Source organism: Clostridium weizhouense, assembly GCF_019431045.1.
GTDB lineage: Bacteria > Bacillota > Clostridia > Clostridiales > Clostridiaceae > Clostridium > Clostridium weizhouense.
The window spans coordinates 234,678-257,204 of sequence record NZ_JAHXPT010000003.1; the positions used below are offsets into that span (position 1 = coordinate 234,678).

Consider the following 22,527-nt stretch of genomic DNA (forward strand, 5'->3'; position numbering starts at 1 on the left):
AAAAGTAGAAGCTGTATAATTAAAGCTTCTACTTTTTTCAATATAGTAATCAGATCATTCTTAACTTCATATTAAGCTTATTTATTATCTTTCCAAGAATTTATTATACTTTTAATTTTTTCTAAAGTCCAATTAAATTTTATATATTTATTAAAATATTTTTTATATTTTATATAAAGTTAAAGTATAATTTAAGTTGCTTTTAAGGATTAAAAGGATTAAAAAGTAATTTTAATCTAATTCTCAGCATATATTTTAACACTATACTTATAAAAACTCTTTAAGTTCATTAATATCATATACTGGAGTTAGACATGATTTACCCTCACATAAGTAATAACTTGATTTATTGTTTATTAAATTATAATTTTCTATAAATGGAATTATGTCTTCTAAGTCTTTTTTATTTTGTTCGGTTTTAACTACTATAGTTAAATTAAAATCATATTTTTTCTTCAAAAAATTTTTCAGATTATTTATTTCAGATTCATCTTTAACAATACATATTAATTCTTTTGATGAATTTAATGCAAAAGAAGCTGCTATTAAATAAAATGAATGATTTATTTCTTCACTAAATAAAGAGCCTGTTATAAAATCAAGCTGTTTTTCTGCCATACCCTCTAGCTTTGTATCTCCAGTTATTCTAGCAAGTCTTATTAAATTATATGCAGCAACAGAATTTCCAGAAGGTACTGCCCCATCAAATAATTCTTTAGGTCTAGCTATTAGATTTTCTCCATCTTCTCCATAAATGAAAAATCCATTTTGTTCTTTATCATAGAAAAGGTCAATCATATCATTAGTAAGTTTAATAGCTTTTTTTAGATAATCTGTATCAAAAGTGCTTTGATAAATTTCTATAAGTCCAAAACATAAAAATGCATAATCATCTAAGTATGCCTTATGTAATGCTTCACCTTCTCTGTATCTTGCAAGCAACCTTCCCTTACGATCTATTAAATTATTGAATATAAATTCTTCTGATTTTTTAGCATAATTCAAATATTTTTCATCTTCAAATACCATATATGCTTTTCCAAGTGCAGCTATCATAAGACCATTCCATGAAGTTAAAATTTTATCGTCTTTATGAAGCTTCATTCTAGAAGATCTATAATTTAATAGTTTTTTAGTTATATCATTTATTCTTATATTTGTATTATTAAACTTATTGTTTTTTAACAAATTAGGAATACTATTGCCTTCAAAGTTTCCGCTAGAAGTTATATTAAAATATTCATTAAAATATTTTCCATCCTCTTCTCCTAAAACTTCAATAATTTCTGATGGATTAAATACATAAAATTTTCCTTCTTCTCCTTCACTATCTGCATCCTCTGCACAATAAAATCCACCATTTTCATTAGTTAATTCTCTAAATACATAATCTAATGTTTTTTCTGCTACAGTTTTATACAATTCTTTCTTTGTAACTTGATAAGCTTCTAAATATGTAATTATAAGAAGTGCATTATCATAAAGCATTTTTTCAAAATGTGGAACTAACCATTTATTATCTGTAGAGTATCTTGAAAAACCATATCCTATATGATCAAATATTCCTCCTCTATACATAGAATCTAATGTTTTTTCTGCCATATATAAAGCTTCTTTATTATTTTTTAATTGATAATATCTAAGTAAAAACATTATTTTATGTGGAGTTGGAAATTTAGGTGCAGTCCCAAACCCTCCATAAAGTTCATCAAAACTATTTAAAAGTTGATTATATCCATTATCTAAATTCTTAAAACTTAATTTAGAAACATAAGCTTTATTAACAAAATATCTATCAAGTTCAGAAAGTATACTTTCACTTGAAGATACTATTTTGTCTTTATTTTTTTCCCATTCATTAGATACAGCTGTTAAAATATCCATAAGTCCTGGCATATTATATCTTGAATGTTTAGGAAAATAAGTACCTGCATAAAATGGTTTCTGATCTGGAGTCATTAAAATGGTTAAAGGCCATCCTCCATGACCATTAAGAGCCTGACATACTGTCATATACACACTATCAACATCTGGTCTTTCTTCTCTATCTACTTTAATTGCTATAAAATTTTCGTTCATATATTTAGCTACTTCATCATCTTCAAAAGACTCTTTTTCCATTACATGACACCAGTGACATGTGCTATATCCTATACTTAAAAAAATAGGTTTATTTTCTTTTTTAGCTTTATCAAAAGCTTCTTCACTCCATGCATACCAATTGATTGGATTATAAGCATGTTGAAGAAGATATGGACTTTTTTCTTTTATTAAGTTATTTGATTTTCTATTATTGATAAAATCACCTCATTAATTTTATTTTCTTATATATAGTTTTTTCTTAACTTTAATTTATTATGTAAAAAAATAATTAAATCCTATTTATTTTCATATGTTAAATATAAATAAAATCGATGTAGTTAATACTTAATTTAACTACATCGATTTCATTTTATATATCTTATATTTATTTTACTATAATAATTATTTGATTTTTTCTCCGCAATATGGACAATATTGAAAGTTATACTCTAATCTTTTACCACAATTACAACATACCTTTGGTTCATAATAATCATCATAATATATATTATTTGTTTTCTTAAAATCCCAATAAGTTAATTCGATATCTTCTCCATTTTCAATAGCTTTACCTTTCTCCTTTGGTATACTATATATTGAAGCACAATTATTACATACTACATAATAGCTTTCATTCCATTTTAAAAAAGGAATAAAAAAGAAATGAAAATAATCATAATTCTTTACTAATCTTCCTATAACAGTTGTATTACATTTTTCACAAACTATATTATTTAAAACTTTTATTTCTATATCTTTATTTTCTATTCCAAATATACCTATAAAAAACATATTTTCACAATCCTCAATATATATTATTTTTAGCTATTCACTTTCATATATAACCATTAACTTCTATAAAGCGAATTCATTTATATTATAACATATTAAGAATTTATACATATACTATTTTATAATTAATTATTTAGGAGACAAATGTAAATGTTAAATGAAAATGATGATACTTATAAAGATGATAATGAATCTTTAAATTATGAATTTTCCTCTATTCCATATGAATATTTTAGTAATCAAAGAACCCCATTTATTCCTGGAGGCAAATTTCCAGGTGGAGGAAATATGCCTCCAGGAATGCCACAATCACCGCCTCCAAATTATATTCCTAGTAAAAAAGATAATGGAGTACAAAAATTAAGTAAATCTCAAGATAGTCCTCAAGCTAAAGCTGTTAGTCCAAACTCAATACGATTTTGTCTTTTTAAATATACTTATATTTGGGAAACAAATGGTAAAAGCTATTGGGCATTCTTATTTAATGTTGATAAACGTTCTATATCTGGATTTAGATGGTTGGGAAGATATTGGGTTTATTTTGGATTAGATTTAAAAAGAATCGATTCTTTCATATGTTACAGATCTGATTTAATATCTAATTGTGAGAATTGTAGAAATTCTATAAATAATGACATACAATTTCAAAATAATAAGCAAGAATATTCTTTAAATGAAATTAGGCATGTATATACTAAAACTTTAGCTTCTATTGATATCCCTGAAGTTAAAGAGGATTTTAAAAATCAAACTATAGGTTATATAGATGATACCCCAATTACTACAGAAGTACCATGTGTAAAGTTTAGAAATATTAGTTATAGAATTACATTAGAATTATCATATCCTAGTAACTATGATGATGATTTAAAAACTAAAATAAATTTATTAGCTAATGAGGCTAGTAATAATACTTATGAAACAATTTTTTCAACTCGAAATAATGATGAGAGCTCTAATCCACTTGAAGTATTTAATTCATCTATAGGACTAATTCCAGAAGCTCTTAAATCTTTTTCTGATTCATTTAATTCTAAATTTAGAGAATTGAATTTATCTAAAGATCGTTCTAGTGAAATATCTTATTATATTAGAGAAGAAAAAATTAATGATAATTGGAAATATTATTATAAAGATTCTTTCTTTTAATATCATTTGTTAAAAATTAAAATTCAAAAATCTCATGTTAAATTAAAAATATTATGACATGAGATTTTTAATTTAAAATTGAGTATAAACGATGTTTTTCTAAATTATATATTTTATATCATTAACTACATATTATTAAAATATAATAAAATAACTATATTTTAACAAATATCGATATTTTAATATCAATAAAAGTTTAAACTATTATGAATAATTTTTAGGAGTTAAATATGAATAATATACGTGATTGTAATTTATACTATGATCCAACTCCAGCTAACTATTTAATTGAATATAGAGGTAACTTCAAAGAAAAAATTGATAAGATATCATATGCTTGTGGTGATATAATTAATGAAACTCTTGGAGTTATAGCAGTTAATCCTTCTGATTTAACTCGACTTTTAAATGAGGTACCTGAAATTATATTTGTTGATTTTAGATCTATGTTTATACTTCAAGATATTTCTCCAAGTGCTGTTGATAATATAAGTACTATTAAAGTCAATCCTTATTTAAATTTAACTGGTAAAAATGTATTAGTTGGAATTATTGATACCGGTATAGACTATTTAAATCAAGAATTTATTAGAGAGGATGGGACATCAAGAATTGTTAGCATTTGGGATCAGACTATTAGAAGCTCTTCTCAGAATTCTGCTCCACTTTATATTGGCACAGAATATTCTAATGAACAAATAAATAATGCACTTAATGCTCGTACCAACAATCAGGACCCTTATCAGATTGTCCCTTCAAAAGATGATATTGGGCATGGAACTCAAATTGCAGGAATTATTGGTGCTAGAGGGTATAATCCTCAATTTCAAGGAATAGCTCAAGATTGTGAATTTGTTATTGTAAAACTATTGGAATCTGCAAATTTTAAGCAAAAATTAATTGAAAATAGAGTTAAACCTGTACCTATTTATAATACTTCAGAAGTTTTATCTGCAATAGAATATATAAAAAATTTCGCTATAAAATCTAAAAAACCTATAGTTATATGTTTAGGGGTTGGAAGTACTGAAGGTAGTCATGATGGTATGAATTTAATTTCTAGATATGTATCATCTATTGCAAGTCTAAGAGGAATAGCTGTAATAACTGGTGTAGGAAATGAAGGGGATTCACAAGGACATGCAACAGGTTATATAAAAAACGTAAATGATGTAAAAACTGTAGAACTAAAAATACCTAAAGAACTTAAAGCATTTTCATTTAATATTTGGGTACGAAGGCCAAATAGAGCTTCTTTAACTGTAATTTCTCCAACTGGCGAATCATCTAAATTAATAGAATCAAAGATAGATAAATTTCAAACGTTTAATTTTGTCTTTGTAAATACAGCCTTAAGTGTTAGATACTATACGCCTGACTATTATACTGGTCATGAAGTTATAAATGTTAATTTTAATAATATAAAACCTGGTATATGGAAATTTGAATTATTAGGAGAATATATAACTGATGGTAGATATGACATTTGGTTACAACCTAAAATTACTTTACCAGAAAATACAATATTTCTTGAATCAAATCCATTTAATACATTAACAATACCTTCAACAGCTTTTAATACTGTTACTGTAGCTTATTATGGTTCTGATAATTCTTTAATTGCTTCTTCAGGAAAAGGATTTAATACTAATGTTAATACTACAATAAATCCTGATATTGCCACTATAGGAATTAATATTTTAACAACTCAGGTTTCAGGTGGAACTACTTTAATATCTGGAAGTTCTGCTGCTACAGCAATAGTAGCAGGTGCTTGTGTACTTTTATTAGAATGGGCAATTATAAATGGAAATGATCCAACTATGTATTCAAAAAAAATTAGGAGTTATTTTATGCATGGAGCTTATAGAAATAAAATATTTACTTTTCCAAATCAAGAAATTGGTTACGGAGATTTTGATTTATTAGGAACATTTGATTTTATTAGTAGATCCTATAGAACTTCTAGAAATACATATGATAAATTTATTGAATATTATTCAAATAACTTATTTATAAGAATTCCAAAAAAAATTATGGAGGGATTTTATGAAAAGAGACGATAATATCACTAAAAATATTTTTAGTGATATAAATTTTGATAATTATATCATCCAATATGAAGGAGATATAATTCAAGAGGTTTCAAAAGAACCTAATTATTATGTATTATTAATTAATGATAAATATGCAATAATATCTGTACCCAAAAATGTAGAACCATTTGATATTGCCGCTAAATTTTCTTCTGTTGTATATGTAAAACCTGCTGAAATGTATACTCTTGAAGAGATTTCACCACTTGAAGCTTCTCAAGCTAATTTTTTACAATTAGAGTTACCCTTAAATTTAACAGGAAAAGGTGTTAATATAGGAATAATAGATACTGGAATTGATTATTTATGTGAAGAATTTATGGATTCAAATGGTCAAACAAGAATTGAATACATTTGGGATCAGACAATAAATAGCAATAATGTAGACGATAGTATACCTTTTGGTAGTGTCTATACAAAAGCACAAATAGATGAAGCTATAAAGGCATATAAGGAAGGAAAATCTCCATATGAAATAGTTCCTTCAAAAGATGAAATAGGACATGGAACAAATATGTCCGGAATAATAGGCAGTACTGGAAAAAACCCTAATTTAAAAGGTGTTGTTCCAGAATGTAATTTTGTAGTTGTAAAATTGATACAAGATGATTCTTTTAAAAAACAATTTAATGTAGATATACCCGTATATAATATAACTTCTATTTTTGCGGCAATAGAATTTTTGTATAGATATTCTCTACGTATTGCTAAACCAATAGTTATGTATCTACCACTAGGTAGTAGTTTAGGGAGTCATACTGGAAATGATATTTTAGGAAAATATTTAGAATCAATTTCATCAAATAGTGGAATTGCTATTGTTACTGGTACAGGAAATGAAAGAAATAAGAGAGGCCATGCTTCTGGTATAATTCCTGTTGCTGGTGGATTAAATGTAATGGAGATAGATGTAGACCCTACTCAAAAAAATTTATGGCTTGAAGTTTGGGTACCATCTCCAAATGTAATGTCTATAGATATAATCTCTCCTTCTGGAGAAAATAGTGGTGTAATGAATGCTTTAATTAATTCTACTGAACTTTATACTTTTATATTTGAAAAAACATCGATAAAAGTTAATTATTATTTACCTGAAGAATTTACTGGTGATGAATTAATTCGTATTAGATTTTATAACATACAAGCAGGCATATGGAAAATTAGGTTAATAGGAAATTATGTTTTAGATGGAAAATTTGATGCTTGGTTACCACAAGATGGTATTAAACATAGAAACACTGGCTTTGGAGGTTCAGATCCATATAATACAATCACAAATCCGGGTAATTCAGAATATTTGCTTACTGCTGCTGCTTACAATCAGAATAATAATAATATTGTAAATTATTCTGGAATGGCACCTATAGATGATTTCGTAGGTAAGATTGATGTTGCAGCAGGAGGAGTAAATGCTTTAACTGTAGCTCCAAATAATAATGTTGCAACTGTTAATGGTACAAGTGTATCAGCAGCTATATTGGCTGGAGCTTCTGCAATGTTACTTGAATGGGGAATTGTTAATGGTAATTATCCTTATATGTATTCTCAAGGTATGAAAGCTTTTATTGCTAGAGGTACTCTTAAAAGAATGGGAGATATATATCCTAACCAACAATGGGGATATGGAATCTTAAATATATTAACAATGTTCCAAAATATGACATAATAATTAAATAAAAGGAATATCTTTTTAAGACATTCCTTTTATTTATATGAATTCGTACATATAATATTAATAATTTAATTATATAATGGTGATTCATCTTTATCAGATTGAGACATTCGTTCCGCATAATCATCAATACGTTGTATAATTTCTTCTGTAGTATAATTAGATGAATCATTTTTATTTTTAATTTCTTCTACAATTACTGGTTGTTGAGAAGAATAATTTTTTAAAGATTCTTCTTCTGCAAGTTGTTTCATTGTATTATAATAGCTTGAAGAGATTAATTTTCCGTCATTACCTAAATTAAATCCGTCTATTACTCCATTCACAACCATAGTTCCATTGCTGTTTAAATAATACCATGATCCATTTATTAATTGCCATCCAGTCTTCATATAACCATAAAAATCAAAATAATACCAATTATTATCTATTAATTGCCATCCAGTTAAATAAGAATTTCCCTGTGCATACCACCAACCAGTAGAATCTTCTTTCCATTCTGCATTTGTTGCTGTTGGATTTATTCCTAATATTGTTACAGATACTAATAATCCAGCAAATATTTTTTTAAAATTTATCATTTACTTTCCCCCTTAAAGTATATAGTTATTTAATTATACATCCGAAGGATATATTTTACAAGTAATACAATTGTATACACAAAAACAATTAATTCTTGCTCATTTTAACTTTATATTTTCTTTAAATTGTATAAAGTCATTTAAAATATCTTTATTATTTTCTAAAAACATATTTAATAAATTTATATTTTCAACAGTTTCAAATCCTATTACATGTTCTATTAATTCAGTCTCTATAAGTACTTCTTCTTTACCACCTAAAAAGGTTAGAAAATCTTCTATAATTTTATGCCTATCTAAAAGATATTTTCCTAAGCTTGCTCCATCTTTTGTAAGCTCTATAGCACCATATTTTTCATAGTTTATAAGTGATAATCCTTTAAGTTTTTTCATCATTTTAGATGCTGAGGAATCTCTTACATTTAACATTTCAGCTATTTTCTTTAATCTTATAGTTTTATCTTCTATACTACATCTATATATCATTTCTAGATAATCTTCCATTGCTGGAGTAAGCAATTTTCTTGTTAAATTTATATTTTCATATCCTCTTACTGTGTGAAAACCACGTTGCATTTTATCACCGCCAATATTTTTTATATTTATTTTAATTTATGAGTATCACTTCTTAATTATTTCTCATATGTTAGTTTAGAGAAAGATTTTTTTCTTTAAACTAACTCTTTATAATATTGAAAATTTAGTCATAATTTTTCTTCTGATGTTGGCTTAGAGAAAAATTGTTTCCTTAAACTAAATTTTTACGCTTAATATAATTTTTTATTTAAAAAGGAGGTAATTATCATGAATGATAATTATTTAAATAATATAATTCCACTTAACTCTCTTCCTATAGGAGAAAAATGCAAAGTAAACCATCTTGTTGCTAATGGAATAATTAGAAGAAGATTTTTAGACCTTGGTTTAATAAATGGTACAGAAGTAGAATCTCTAGGGCAAAGTCCATCTGGAGATCCTATAGCTTATTTAATAAGAGGTGCTGTTATTGCTATAAGATCTGAAGATGCTTCAAAAATTCTTGTTGAAACAATTTAGTTATATATCTGATAACTATTAAATTTTTTTATAAAATAACTAAATTTAATAATAAATTTAATCAATACTATAAAGGAGCTTTTTAATGGGTTTGACTAATCAATCTACTGGTACTAATGCTTTAGATAAAGAACTTAAGATTAATAGAACGTCTAAAGATAATAAAGTAATTGCACTTGCTGGAAACCCTAATGTTGGTAAAAGTACAGTTTTTAATAATTTAACAGGATTAAATCAGCATACTGGAAATTGGCCTGGCAAAACAGTAACTAATGCAACTGGTAAATATGTTTATAATAAAAAAGAGTTTACTTTAGTAGACATTCCAGGAACATATTCACTTATGGCTAATTCAGTTGAAGAAGAGGTTGCCAGAGATTTTATATGCTTTGGCAACCCTGATGCTACAGTAGTTATTGTTGATGCTACTTGTCTTGAAAGAAATTTAAATCTTGTTCTGCAAACACTTGAAATTACAAATAATGTTATTGTTTGTGTAAATTTAATGAATGAAGCTAAAAGAAAGGGTGTTATTATAAATATACAAAATTTATCTTCATTATTAGGAGTTCCAGTGGTTGCCACAAGTGCAAATATTGGAGAAGGTTTAGATGAACTTAAAAAATCAATTTATGATTTAACTTTTAACAAAGTAACTAAAACTCCAATAAAAATTAAATACAGTGATACTATAGAAAAAGCTATTTATTTAATAGAAGATAAACTAAATCCAATATTACAAGATAAAATAAATACTAGATGGGTTTCTTTAAAATTACTAGAAAACGATGAAAATTTATTAAACTCGATAAATAATTATTTAGGATTTAATATATCCAAAAATAAAGAGATTTTAAAAACTATTTCTGATGCAAGAGACGTTTTAAAATCTAATGGATTAGATAATCAAACTTTTAGAGATGAAATAGTAACAACACTAATAATCAAAGCTGAAAACATAAGTAAAAATGTAGTATCATTCAGTTTAGAAAAATATAATGATTTTGATAGAAAAATAGATAAGATATTAACTTCAAAAAAATTTGGAATTCCTATAATGATATTACTATTAACAATTATTTTTTGGATAACAATAGAAGGAGCAAATGTTCCATCAGAAATATTAGCTAATTTTTTATTTAAAATACAAGATAAACTAACAGCATTTTTTATTTCAATTGGTGCTCCAGTTTGGATTGAAGGAATTTTAATTCAGGGCATGTATAGAACACTAGCTTGGGTAGTCTCTGTTATGCTTCCTCCAATGGCCATTTTCTTTCCTCTTTTTACATTGCTTGAAGATTTAGGATATTTACCTAGAGTTGCTTATAATTTAGATAACTTTTTTAAGAAATCTTGTGCTTGTGGAAAACAGGCTCTTACAATGTGCATGGGGTTTGGATGTAATGCTGCTGGAATAATAGGTTGTAGAATTATAGATTCTCCTAGAGAAAGACTTATTGCAATAATTACCAATAATTTTGTTCCTTGTAATGGTAGATTTCCGACCCTTATTGCAATAATCACAATGTTTTTTGCTGGAATGTTTATAGGACCTTTTCAATCAATAGCATCTACTATAATATTAACTTGTGTAATAATTTTAGGTGTATTTATGACTCTTACTATATCTAAAATACTTTCAAAAACTATTTTAAAAGGCGTTCCTTCTTCATTTACTCTAGAATTACCACCTTATAGAAAGCCCCAAGTTGGTAAAATTATAGTTAGATCAATATTTGATAGAACTTTATTTGTTCTTGGTAGAGCTATAGTTATTGCTGCTCCTGCTGGAATTGTTATATGGATAATGGCAAACATAAATATAAATGATATTAGTATTTTAACTCATTGTGCAACATTTCTTAACCCTTTTGCAGATCTTATTGGTTTAGATGGATATATATTAATGGCATTTATATTAGGATTTCCTGCAAATGAAATAGTGATTCCAATAATTATTATGAGTTATATGTCTACAGGTAGTATGCTAGAATTAGAAAGTACATCTGAACTTTATAATTTACTTACTAATAATGGATGGACATGGCTTACTGCTGTATGTGTTATGCTTTTTTCTCTTATGCATTGGCCTTGTAGCACTACATGTCTAACAATAAAGAAAGAAACTCAAAGTTTAAAATGGACCGCAATATCTTTTTTAGTTCCTACAATTACTGGTATAGTTATTTGTTTCATATTCACTACTACAGTTCGCTTACTTGGACTTGCTTAATAAAGTAAATATATATGTTGAAAGTTTAAATCTTTAACAAAAAATATACAATTATTTAATAAAGCTATATATGAAAAAATCCAATGTGAAAAATTTCACTTTGGATTTTTTGATTTTTAACTATTCTTTAATTTAAAGCATAGCTTTATATTTAATTTTATTTTATTAACAAAATCCCTAATATATATAATATATAAACATGTAGAGGGTAATATAAATAGAATAAATATTTCATTCCTCTACCCTTTTTATCATTGTATAATAACATAAATGGTAATGCTCCTATCATAATCCATTGATAGTTTGATAAAAAGCTATTACTTAAGCTATAATCTCCATGAGCATTAACTATATATATAAATAATGTAAATAATGTATATGCTATGAATAAAGCTACTTTTTTATCTCTACATAGGTATAAAATTACTCCTAGAGCAACCCATGCTATGCCACCTTCAACTAAAAATGGTGTAGGAACTAATAAGAAAACTAATTGAACTATACTTGGTGGTAAAACAAATAATATAGATACTACTACTATTCCTAATAATGATGGAATAATAATTAATGACAATCCCAAAGCCATATGTTTAGACGATTTTTCATCCTTAAATCTTTTTATAAATTCTATTCCTTGTAAATAAAGTGTAGTTAAAAATAATGTAGCAAACATATTATTAATTATAGGCATTCCAGTTGGATGAGGTACAACTTTTTGTACTAAAGAATTCCCTAATCCCATAATTATAGACCATAAATATAATCTTATAATATATTTCTTTCTATTACTTGTATGATAAAATCCTTCTACTACCATAAATATAAATAAAGGTGCTACTATTCTTCCTATCCAGTGAAACCATATTGGAACATTCATTGTAGTTGGCATAAAGTATGCAATATGGTCAAATGTCATTAATATAAGAGCTAATATTTTAATGGTAAATCCATCAAATCCTTCTTTAAAAAGTTTCATAATAATTCCCCTAACATTTTCAATTTCTATTTAGTCTTATAGTCTTATAGTGTTATAATAATTTCAGTTCCTCTTCCTAATTTACTTTCAATTTCTATATCTCCATCATGATTATTTATTATCTCTTTTGATATAGCCATCCCTAGGCCAGAACCTTTATGAGCTTCTCCAGTATTAGTTCCTCTATAATATCTATCAAAAATATGATTTAAATCTTTCTTACTTATTCCATTTCCATTATCTTTTATTACAATTGTTATCTTATCTATTTTGGTTAATTCTATTTTGATAGAAACATCTTCTTTATTATGAACTATTGCATTAAAAATTAAGTTAGTTAAAGCTCTTTTTAAGAGTATGGCATCTACTTCTTTCTCTATAACATCTATATTAGTTGTAAAATCTATATCTCTATTTTCATATCTACTATCATTTAATATATCAATTATTATTTCTCTAACTAATGCTACTAAATTAGTATTTTGTTTATTTAAGGTTACAGCATTATTTTTTAATCTTGTTGATAAATTAAGTTCATCTACAAGCTCTTTTATATATTTAGATTTACTATATATTATTTCTGTATAATCTTGAATTTCCTCTTTTGAAAATTCATAATCTTTGTCACTAATAATTTCTGCATACCCTTGAATAGATGCTAATGGTGTTTTTATATCATGTGTTATATTAGCTAGCCATTCTTCTCTCATTAATTCAAGCTCTTTTCTTTCTATTTCATTTCTTCTTAATGTATCAGATAAATCATTTATATTTTCAAATACCTCTTTATATATGCCGTTATTTTTTGTATATAAAGTATAATTTCCATTTGATAGTATATCTATATTTCCGATTATTTCTGATATAGGTTTAGTTAATTTTCTGCTAAATAAATATCCAAATATTAAAGCAATTAAAGCATCTATAATGAGTGTCACAATTACTATTATTTTTATTTGATATATGGCTGCATTTAAAGAGTAATTTATTGTTACCCTATCTGCATATGAACTAGGTAAGGCCAAAATTATATTTATATGACTATTAGTTAAATCTTTTTCTAAAACAAAATTTACATAAGGTCTTTCTTTATATTTATAGGTATTAACTATATCAAAAGGAGTGTACTTCTTAGGTACTCCTTCTGGCATATTTATACTATATATTTCTTCACCATAATCATTTAAGACTTGTATCCAAGCACCTAGCTTTTCTAATAAATTAATTCCATCTTCTGATACAATTAAATTTCCATCTTTTTCGTACATATATTGCTCAAAATCTCTTGCAAATGTTTCTGGACTATTTAAATTTTTATTGTTTTTTATATTTTGAAAACCAGATAAATAAAGGCCTAATATAGTCATAATGTTTAGTATTACTACTAATATAACAACTGCAACAATAGTGAATATAAATTTTCCAGTCACCTTCCACTTCATTTTTAATCTTCCTTTACAGATAATTTATATCCAAGACCTTTAACTGTAATAATATATTTAGGCTTAGACGGATCATCTTCTATCTTTTCTCTTATCTTTCTTATATGAACCATTATAGTATTGTCAAAACCTATATAATCTTCTCCCCATACTTTATCACATAATTTTTCTTTACTTATAATTTGATTCTGATTATGTGCTAATAAAGATAATATTTTAAATTCCTTAGCTGTTAATTCTATCGTTTTTTCACCTTTTGTTATTTCTGCTCTATTTTCATTTAATATATATGGGCCAAATTTTATTATTTTTTCTTTGTTCTCTATATCATTAGTTTTATTAGTATAATTTGCTCTCCTTAAATGAGCCTTTATTCTAAAAGCAACTTCTTTTGGACTAAATGGTTTAGTTATATAATCATCTCCACCAATAGCAAATCCTAATATCTTATCTAGTTCCTCTGTTTTAGCTGATAGAAATAATATAGGTACATTAGAATTATTTCTTATATTTTTACATATTTCATAACCTTCCCCGTCCGGAAGCATTATGTCTAATATAACTAAATCAGGTTTTACTCTTTCAAATTCATCTATTCCTTCTTTCATAGTCTTTGCTGTATATATTTCACTAAAACCCTCTTTTTTCAATACTGTTTCTAATAATTTTAAAATTTCAATTTCATCATCTACTATTAATATTTTCTTATCCATATTTAACTCCTGTTCTTTATTTATCTAAATTTATAATATTACTTATATTTTTTATAGGTAATATTATAATATCGGATAAACTCTTTTATTTCTTAAATTAATAAAGTATTTATTTAAATTAAAGTCTAATTAACTTTAAAAATTAATTAATACTATGTAAACTATTATCATTTTACACTAATAGTAGATATTATAAAATGCATTTACAATTAAAGTCTCTTACTATTTGTGAAATTTTTACAAGCTATTAAAGGTAATGTAATTATTAATATTATTGATATAATAACTGATAATATTCTATACATAAATGGAATTTGATTACTAACCATTAATTGACTCATCATAGCCCAATTAGGAGTTAGTGCTATAAAGTTTAATAATGATTTTGATGCCCATCCTTGAAGAAAGAATGGAATTGCCATAATTGCTCCCCCTAATATAAAAGGCATTACCGATGATTTAAATGCTGATGATAAAGTTAATCCTATTTGTGCAAATAAGAATGAACCTAGTATTATAGATGCTATAACAATTAAATACATTTGCAATATTGTAATATCTGATCCAGTATTTTTAAAATACCATAAGCTTTTAATTGGCTCATTTAAATTTTTAAATCCTTCAAGTACAAATGCTCTTAAACCTATAATTAATGCAAATGAACCATTAATTAAAGATAAAGCTATTCCACCTGCTATACCTTTTGCTATAGCTATATATTTTTTACCATTCTTTGTTGTATTTATTAAACCAACCATGTTAGATTCATATTCTTTTGTATAATTTCCCGATATAACTATAAACATTACTAATCCAATAAGTGGAATTGATCCTTCTATCTTATAAAATATATCTGCATAAGTTTCTAATATTTCAAATTTTCTTATTAAAATAAATCCAAAAGCTAATAAAAATCCCCAAAGTATTAAAACACTTTTTTTACTTAATATTTTTCTTAATTCTGCTTTTACTAAATTTGTCATATATTACACCTCTTTTGCATTTTCTAAGTCAAAATAAAACATATAAACATCTTCAAATCTTGCACATGTTGGCTCTACATTTCTTTCATTTGGCGCTGTATCTGATACCACTCTTAATATAGTTGAATTAATATCTCTTTGAATGCTTACAACCTTATATTTATCTTGAATTCTATTAAATTCATCTTCATCATTAACTATTATGTTATACACTTTATTATTCATATCTGATAATATTTCTTTATGAGTACCTTTCATAAGAAGTTCACCTTTTTTTATCATTATAGTTTCTTTGGCTACTGATTCTATATCTGATATTATATGAGTTGAAAGTATTATTATTTTATCTCTTGATATCTTAGCTATTAGATTTCTAAACCTAGTTCTTTCTTGTGGATCTAGTCCTGCTGTGGGTTCATCCAAAACTATTATTTTAGGATCATTTAATAAAACTTGTGCTATACCAACTCTTCTTTTCATTCCACCTGAAAATTTACCAATAGCCTTATTTCTTACATCATAAAGACCAACTAATTCTAATAATTCATCTACTCTACTATTTAAATTTCTTCCACGCATTCCTTTTAATGCACCAACATATTTTAAAAACTGTTTTGCTGTAAAATTTTTATATACTCCAAATTCTTGTGGCAAATAACCAATAATATCTCTATATTTATCATCTAGTTCAAATATGTTCTTACCGTTATAACATATTTCTCCTTTATCTGGTTTTATAAGAGTTGTTATTTGCTTCATTAAAGTTGTTTTACCAGCACCATTTGGTCCTAATAATCCATAAACTCCATTTTCTAATGTTACTGTTATACCATAATTAGCTTTTTTTCTTCCATATATTTTTGTTAAATCTTTTATTTCTAATTTATTCATAATTAATTCCTCCAATTATCTATTTATATATTTTGTTCTGCTTATTCCAAAGCATAATGTAGTTGAAACTATAAAAATTACTATTAATACAATTATTATTAGATTTACAATACTAACTCCGTGCCCAAGTATACTAACTTCTCCCATATAACTTGCAATTATATTTTTAAAACTAAATATCAAATCATAATAGTTACCATATAAAAATACTGAAAGTATTATTGACGGCATAAATTTTATCGTTGTTATCACCTTTCCTAAAACGATAAACAATCCAAAAACGCTTATTGAACTTATAGATGATGTGCTTATGAATGAACAGAACATTGATACCATAGCCCATCCCTCAAACATTAACAATGCTATTATAATGTTTGTTAATACGTATTGATTTATTGTTGGATTTCCATTTAGCATTGCTATATTATCAACTATTCTAAATGCTTCTAAATTTCCATTGATAGGTGAACCATACTCAATATAAGTTATAATAAATGCTACTGATAAATATATACTATAAATTACTATAGGAATTAAAAATGAAACTATTATCTTAGCATTTAATGCTTTCTTTTTTTGTTTTGATGAAAGTATAATATCTTTTACTGATGATATTATTTCATCAGTATATAGATTAGATATTATTATCATTATGATAACAAGCATTGCTATATTTATAAGTGGATTTGTTGCTCTATAGCTAAACACTTGCCAAAATCCTATATCTTCATATTTTGAACTTTTTAAATTATCAATTTTTTCTTTAGCGATTGAAGTTAATGTTTTTGAAAATTCATCTCCATCATTTTTCTGATTAACCATATCCTCTAAAACTGATAATTTAATATCGAATTTTTCATTAGCTATTTCTAACTTGTCCTTATTATCTTGAATATATCCTTTTTGTTCATCTATATAAGAATTTTCTATTTCTAACGTTGGTTTAATAAATGACATTATTAATAATGTAAAAGTTAATATTACTAATGAAATTATCATTCCTTTAGATTTAATTAATTTTTTAATTTCCCAGCTTATCATTTTTTGTCCTCCATTTCTGTTTTCCTTTCCTGTCTATGTTTATATATTAATATCTTAAGCTTATATAAATATAACCTTAACCTTAAATCATCCTTAATTAATGGTTACTAGCATATTATTAGTAAAAAAATCTCTATAATCTTAGATTTTATCAGACTTTTATGATTTGAAAACTCCATAATTTATCTAAAAAAAAATCGAGTAGGTGGCAGATAAAATAACTATCTACCTCCTACTCGATTAGGCATAGTGCTAATTTTTTAAAATTTCTATATATTCATTAAATTGAAAAATTCATATATAATCCTTCTACTTTTCCCCAATCAATAACGTTCCAAATATTTTTAACATAATCTGCTCTTAAGTTTTGATATTTTAAGTAGTACGCATGTTCCCAAACATCAATACATAATATAGGGATAAAGCCATTACTTAAAGGATTGTTTTGATTTAATACACTTGTTACAGATAATTTTCCATCTTTATCTTTAACTAAAAATCCATATCCTGATCCAAATTGTCCTATTGCAGCATTGCTTATTTCAGTTTTTAAATTTTCTAAATTTCCAAAAGTTTTATTTATTTCATCTAATAATTCTCCTTCTGGAGCTTTTTTAGGGGTTGGAGAAAGAACAGAAAAATATAAATTATGATTAAATACTCCTCCACCTTGATTTATTACTCCTTGTCTAATTCCTTCAGGTATAGATTCTGTATCGGATAATATTCTTCCTAATGATTTTCCATTAGTAAAATCTTCATGACCTTCTAAAATCTTATTTAAATTAGTTACATATGTTTGAAGATGTTTATTATAATGTATATTTATTGTCTCCTTATCTATATATGGTTCTAAAGCATCATAAGCATATGGTAAATCAATTTTATTAAACATAAATATCTCTCCTTCAATTAAAATATTTTATTTCTTTTTAATATAGTATGGATAAATAATCTCTTTTTTATAATATAATATTTTTAATTTATAGGATAATTATAACATAAATTTAAAATAATCAATAGTATTTATTAATTAATTTTAATTGTTTATTGATAAATATAATATAATTATATTTATCAATAAAATATACAAATAAATTTTATAGTCTAAATTACGATTAGCTTAAAGCTAAAAGTGTAGAGTAACTAATATTAAACTATATTAGTTACTCTACACCGTTATTTAATAGTATTTAATTATTCTAATCATATTGTTTTACTACTTTGTTGTCTTTAATTAATTTTGCTATACTGCCTTATCCTACATTACTTGAAACTCTATATACATTCCCAGTATTAATTCTGCTAGAACACAATCTGATTCAATATAAAACCCATAAATTTCTTCTGATATAGCATAATATCTTTTAATACATATATTTAATTTTTTTATTAAATTTATTATAAAGATTTATCATATCTGGTTCATTAGAATAAAGATGTATTTTATTTATAGGAATCCATTTAACTCCACTATTTTCATCTTCTTTAACAATAAGTTCTTCACTTTCATCACATTCTAAAAGATAAGCGATCGATAAATGTAAGTGAGGTGAAACATACTTTCCATTTTTAAAATGTCCTATGACAGGTAAAACATCTAAAGATAATATATCAGAAGTAACTGATGTTACATTCTTAATTCCAGTTTCTTCTTTAGCTTCCTTTATTGCAACATAAAGTAAATCATTATCACCATCAGCGTGTCCACCGGTCCAAGCCCAAGTTTTATAAATATTATGATGAATCATTAATACCTTATCTCTATTTTTATTTACTATATATCCAGAACTTGTGATATGTGCTAGAGGATTTTCTCTTGTAAGTATATTATTATATGCTTTAATACACTGTAAAATTAATTCTTTATCTTTTAATTCTTGTTCATTATATGGTATATAACTTTCTATTTGTTTAACCCAGTTCATAACTGCTCTCCTTATATATTGTATCTTAGTATTATAATTAATACTTTATTATTACTTCTTAATATTAATTATAAAAAGATTTTTTATTTAAATATTTAATAAGTTCTCCATTAGAAGAGGTTTTCCATAATAAATAATCAACTATAAATGTTTAAATTATAGTTTCCCAATTAACATATTTTCACTCCATTCATAGGTATATAAGTTTATTTTATTATAAAGTACTTATATTAATTAATAATACAACTTAATCTTTTATATTTAAATAGCACTATACTATTTAAATATAAAAACTTCAATAAATTCTACCAAATATAACAAATAAAAGTTATAATATTATTTATTATAACTTTAGGAGGTAAAATTTATGACACAAGTAGTGCAAAGAGGTTTTGTTTCTTCAGATAAAATTGAATTTAATGATAAAAATTTAGGACTTTTAAAAGAAGCACAAACTGATATATGTTTTTTATTAAACCGTGGATATGGATTAGATAAAACAATTGAATTTATAGGTAATCATTTTCTATTTTCAGCAAGACAAAGATTAGCATTAAAAAGAGTTATATCTTCACAAGAAAATATTAAAATAAGAGAAAAGAGTGAAGTTAAAAACTCATATAAAGATAGCATAGTACATATTGATGGATTAAATCTAATTATAACATTAGAAGTTGCTTTATCTAATTCTATTATCTTTCGTTCTATGGATGGAACAATAAGAGATTTAGCAGGACTTCGTGGAACTTATAAGCTAATTGATAAAACAGATATTGCTATTAAATTAATTGGTGAAAAATTAAATCAAATGAAAATTAAAAAGGCTATATTTTATCTAGATTCACCTGTTTCTAATACTGGTAGATTAAAAATGAGAATACTAGAGTTACTTTCTAATTTTAATTTTGATTTAGAGGTTTTTCTTGTACCTAATGCAGATGTTATATTAAGTAAATTAGATTATGTTATAACTAGTGATGCAATTATATTAAATACATGTAAAAATTGGATTAACCTAGCTTATAAAATTATAAGTGAAGATTTATGTAATGTTTCATATATTGATTTTTATAGCTAAAAATAGACTATCTCAAAAAACATAGAAAGTTTTTTGAGATAGTCTTTAATTAATTTTTATGCTGCTGTTTTAGTTGCTAATGTATTTGATATATTATTTATTCTTGAAATACTTGCATTTGGTATTGTGTTTTTATTATCATTCTTATTATTTTCTTTACACCAATCTATAAATGCATCTCTTACAATAATATGAGTATCATTTGCTGGATTTGATCCTCCACAGTTTTTAAATGCTGTGAATCCATCTCCACCTGTAGCTAAGAAATCTGGAACTGCTGTTGTTAAAACTTCAGTATCACTTATTGCAGTTCCATCTTCTTTAGTTATATTAGTAATTCTATTTCCAGATGGTAATTTAGAATCATAAGTAAACTTAATTCCTGATACTTGTATACCTTTACCACCATCACAAACTGCTTGTTCTAAAACTGCCTTTAAATCAGATTTTTTCATATTTAATTTATAAATTGTATTATCAAAAGGCATAAATTTCCACATAGTTCCGACTGTAATATCACCAGTTGGAATGTCTATTCTTAATCCACCATTATTTTGAAATCCTACTTGTGCATTAACAGCTTCTCTAGTAACATCAGTTGACCAATTTCCTAATATAGATGATCCGTATGGAGAAAATTCTTGTACTCTAGTAAGATCTTTATCAGTATTTCTTCCAATCACTTCATTAGTTATTGGAGCTGTTCTTTCATTAGAATCTTTTACTATCTTGTCTATATCATTATCAATGTTTGGATTTTTACTCTTATATCCATTTTCATTATCTAAAGCAACATATGATTTTTCATAAGATGGTGTTTCAAACTTAACTTTTTTATCGTTAGTTACTGTTAATTTAGCATTTACATAACCTTTTCCATAAGAATTAGCTATATAAACTGGTATATTAGTCTTTGTAGCAACTGCAGATACTTTTGAGTGAGTATGTCCTCCAAATACTGCATCTACATTTTTAAGGTTATTAGCCATATCAAATACTGGTCCTGTAGCATTATCCCTATTATCACCCTCATGAACTAATACTAAAGTTACATCTGCTAGCTTCTTTTCTTTAATTTCTTGTGCAACTGAATTTATTTCAGTTGTAAGATCTTTAAATTCATAATTTTTTACAAAATCAGGTAAGACAATTGATGGAGTTTCTGTTGTAATACCACCTATAACTGCAATTTTAATTTTGTCTTTAGTTATAATTTTATATGGTTCAAATACTCTTTTCCCTGTTGTTTTATCATAAAGATTACTACAAATTATTGAGTATCCTGCACCTTTCATTGTAGTATTGATTATAGTATCTAGTCCCCAATCAAATTCATGATTTCCAAGAGTAGTTACTTCCATTCCTATTTTAGTCATAACTTCTTGAACTGGAACCCCTTTCATAATGTTAGACGTAGCAGATCCTTGATATAAATCTCCCCCACCAAGAATTAATGTTCTATCTGGATTAGATTTTTTTATATTGTTTAACCTTTCAGCTAAAACTGCTGCTGCTGGATTTCCAGATGAATCTGTTAATGCACCATGAAAATCTGTTATTTCAACAATGTCAAAATTCTTTACATTATCCTGAGCATATGTTATTAATGGAAATCCTGTTAGTAATGTAATTGATAAAGATAATGTAGTTAAAAATGAAATTACTTTTTTAGATTTTAGTAAATTTTTCAAAATAAAATCCCCCTTTTACGTATATTTTGTATTTTTACATAAAAATCCATCAAAGTAATTATATACTATTTTATTCCTATTTTCCATTAAGAAATGTTTAACTAAAACATAGATTTTTTA

The 22,527-nt window shown here is 25.4% G+C and carries 19 protein-coding genes; 6 read left to right on the forward strand and 13 right to left on the reverse strand.

Features of this window, described 5'->3' with window-relative positions; translation table 11 throughout:
- Nucleotides 1–267: 267 nt before the first annotated feature.
- Together KYD98_RS05630 and KYD98_RS05635 are read right to left on the reverse strand one after the other, a co-directional pair.
- A complete protein-coding gene (locus KYD98_RS05630; RefSeq protein WP_219778734.1) occupies nucleotides 268–2,298 on the reverse strand; it encodes a thioredoxin domain-containing protein in 2,031 nt (676 codons plus the stop codon).
- Nucleotides 2,299–2,484: 186 nt separating this feature from the next.
- Nucleotides 2,485–2,874, reverse strand: a complete 390-nt coding sequence (locus KYD98_RS05635) for a zinc ribbon domain-containing protein (protein ID WP_219778620.1) — start codon at nucleotides 2,872–2,874, stop codon at nucleotides 2,485–2,487.
- Nucleotides 2,875–3,024: 150 nt separating this feature from the next.
- Here KYD98_RS05635 and KYD98_RS05640 point away from each other — a divergent pair, with 150 nt between their 5' ends.
- From KYD98_RS05640 to KYD98_RS05650, 3 genes are all read left to right on the forward strand, one after another.
- Complete coding sequence (locus tag KYD98_RS05640) at nucleotides 3,025–4,023, forward strand: hypothetical protein (protein ID WP_219778621.1); 999 nt, start codon at nucleotides 3,025–3,027, stop codon at nucleotides 4,021–4,023.
- A gap of 230 nt (nucleotides 4,024–4,253) precedes the next feature.
- On the forward strand, nucleotides 4,254–6,089 hold the full coding sequence (locus KYD98_RS05645) for a S8 family peptidase (RefSeq protein ID WP_219778622.1): 1,836 nt from the start codon (nucleotides 4,254–4,256) through the stop codon (nucleotides 6,087–6,089).
- Complete coding sequence (locus KYD98_RS05650) at nucleotides 6,073–7,785, forward strand: S8 family peptidase (RefSeq protein WP_219778623.1); 1,713 nt, start codon at nucleotides 6,073–6,075, stop codon at nucleotides 7,783–7,785. The genes KYD98_RS05645 and KYD98_RS05650 overlap by 17 nt, the downstream gene beginning before the upstream one ends.
- Nucleotides 7,786–7,859: 74 nt before the next feature.
- On the opposite strand, the gene KYD98_RS18495 is transcribed toward KYD98_RS05650, so the two are convergent.
- Entirely contained in the window at nucleotides 7,860–8,372 is a 513-nt protein-coding gene (locus KYD98_RS18495) for a choline-binding protein (RefSeq protein ID WP_219778624.1), read from the reverse strand.
- 99 nt (nucleotides 8,373–8,471) lie between these two features.
- Entirely contained in the window at nucleotides 8,472–8,948 is a 477-nt protein-coding gene (locus tag KYD98_RS05660) for a metal-dependent transcriptional regulator (RefSeq protein ID WP_219778625.1), read from the reverse strand.
- Between the two features lie 228 nt (nucleotides 8,949–9,176).
- On the opposite strand from KYD98_RS05660, the gene KYD98_RS05665 reads away from it, so the two are divergent.
- Together KYD98_RS05665 and feoB are read left to right on the forward strand one after the other, a co-directional pair.
- Complete coding sequence (locus KYD98_RS05665) at nucleotides 9,177–9,428, forward strand: FeoA family protein (RefSeq protein ID WP_219778626.1); 252 nt, start codon at nucleotides 9,177–9,179, stop codon at nucleotides 9,426–9,428.
- A gap of 85 nt (nucleotides 9,429–9,513) precedes the next feature.
- Nucleotides 9,514–11,664 (forward strand): ferrous iron transport protein B, encoded by a 2,151-nt coding sequence (feoB, locus tag KYD98_RS05670; RefSeq protein ID WP_219778627.1) that lies wholly within the window; start codon nucleotides 9,514–9,516, stop codon nucleotides 11,662–11,664.
- Nucleotides 11,665–11,821: 157 nt separating this feature from the next.
- On the opposite strand, the gene KYD98_RS05675 is transcribed toward feoB, so the two are convergent.
- The 8 genes from KYD98_RS05675 to KYD98_RS05710 all read right to left on the reverse strand — a co-directional run bounded on the left by KYD98_RS05675 (nucleotide 11,822) and on the right by KYD98_RS05710 (nucleotide 19,638).
- A complete protein-coding gene (locus KYD98_RS05675; protein ID WP_219778628.1) occupies nucleotides 11,822–12,640 on the reverse strand; it encodes a TraX family protein in 819 nt (272 codons plus the stop codon).
- Nucleotides 12,641–12,684: 44 nt separating this feature from the next.
- Nucleotides 12,685–14,082 (reverse strand): sensor histidine kinase, encoded by a 1,398-nt coding sequence (locus tag KYD98_RS05680; RefSeq protein ID WP_219778629.1) that lies wholly within the window; start codon nucleotides 14,080–14,082, stop codon nucleotides 12,685–12,687.
- A gap of 2 nt (nucleotides 14,083–14,084) precedes the next feature.
- Nucleotides 14,085–14,795 carry a response regulator transcription factor gene (locus tag KYD98_RS05685; protein ID WP_219778630.1) on the reverse strand — a complete coding sequence of 237 codons (711 nt, stop codon included), beginning with the start codon at nucleotides 14,793–14,795 and terminating at the stop codon, nucleotides 14,085–14,087.
- Between the two features lie 209 nt (nucleotides 14,796–15,004).
- The gene (locus KYD98_RS05690; protein ID WP_219778631.1) at nucleotides 15,005–15,778 is read right to left on the reverse strand and encodes an ABC transporter permease; all 774 of its coding nucleotides are present in this window, start codon (nucleotides 15,776–15,778) and stop codon (nucleotides 15,005–15,007) included.
- 3 nt (nucleotides 15,779–15,781) lie between these two features.
- Entirely contained in the window at nucleotides 15,782–16,669 is an 888-nt protein-coding gene (locus KYD98_RS05695; protein WP_219778632.1) for an ABC transporter ATP-binding protein, read from the reverse strand.
- A 15-nt stretch (nucleotides 16,670–16,684) separates the two neighbouring features.
- Complete coding sequence (locus KYD98_RS05700; protein ID WP_219778633.1) at nucleotides 16,685–17,710, reverse strand: hypothetical protein; 1,026 nt, start codon at nucleotides 17,708–17,710, stop codon at nucleotides 16,685–16,687.
- 280 nt (nucleotides 17,711–17,990) lie between these two features.
- Nucleotides 17,991–18,605: a superoxide dismutase gene (locus KYD98_RS05705; RefSeq protein WP_219778634.1), complete on the reverse strand. Its 615-nt coding sequence runs from the start codon at nucleotides 18,603–18,605 to the stop codon at nucleotides 17,991–17,993.
- A gap of 472 nt (nucleotides 18,606–19,077) precedes the next feature.
- Nucleotides 19,078–19,638, reverse strand: a complete 561-nt coding sequence (locus tag KYD98_RS05710; protein ID WP_219778635.1) for an NUDIX hydrolase — start codon at nucleotides 19,636–19,638, stop codon at nucleotides 19,078–19,080.
- 367 nt (nucleotides 19,639–20,005) lie between these two features.
- On the opposite strand from KYD98_RS05710, the gene KYD98_RS05715 reads away from it, so the two are divergent.
- Nucleotides 20,006–20,716, forward strand: a complete 711-nt coding sequence (locus tag KYD98_RS05715) for a DUF434 domain-containing protein (protein WP_219778636.1) — start codon at nucleotides 20,006–20,008, stop codon at nucleotides 20,714–20,716.
- Nucleotides 20,717–20,772: 56 nt separating this feature from the next.
- Here the strand turns inward: KYD98_RS05715 and KYD98_RS05720 are convergent, their stop codons facing one another.
- A complete protein-coding gene (locus tag KYD98_RS05720) occupies nucleotides 20,773–22,407 on the reverse strand; it encodes a bifunctional metallophosphatase/5'-nucleotidase (RefSeq protein ID WP_219778637.1) in 1,635 nt (544 codons plus the stop codon).
- Between the last annotated feature and the right edge of the window lie 120 nt (nucleotides 22,408–22,527).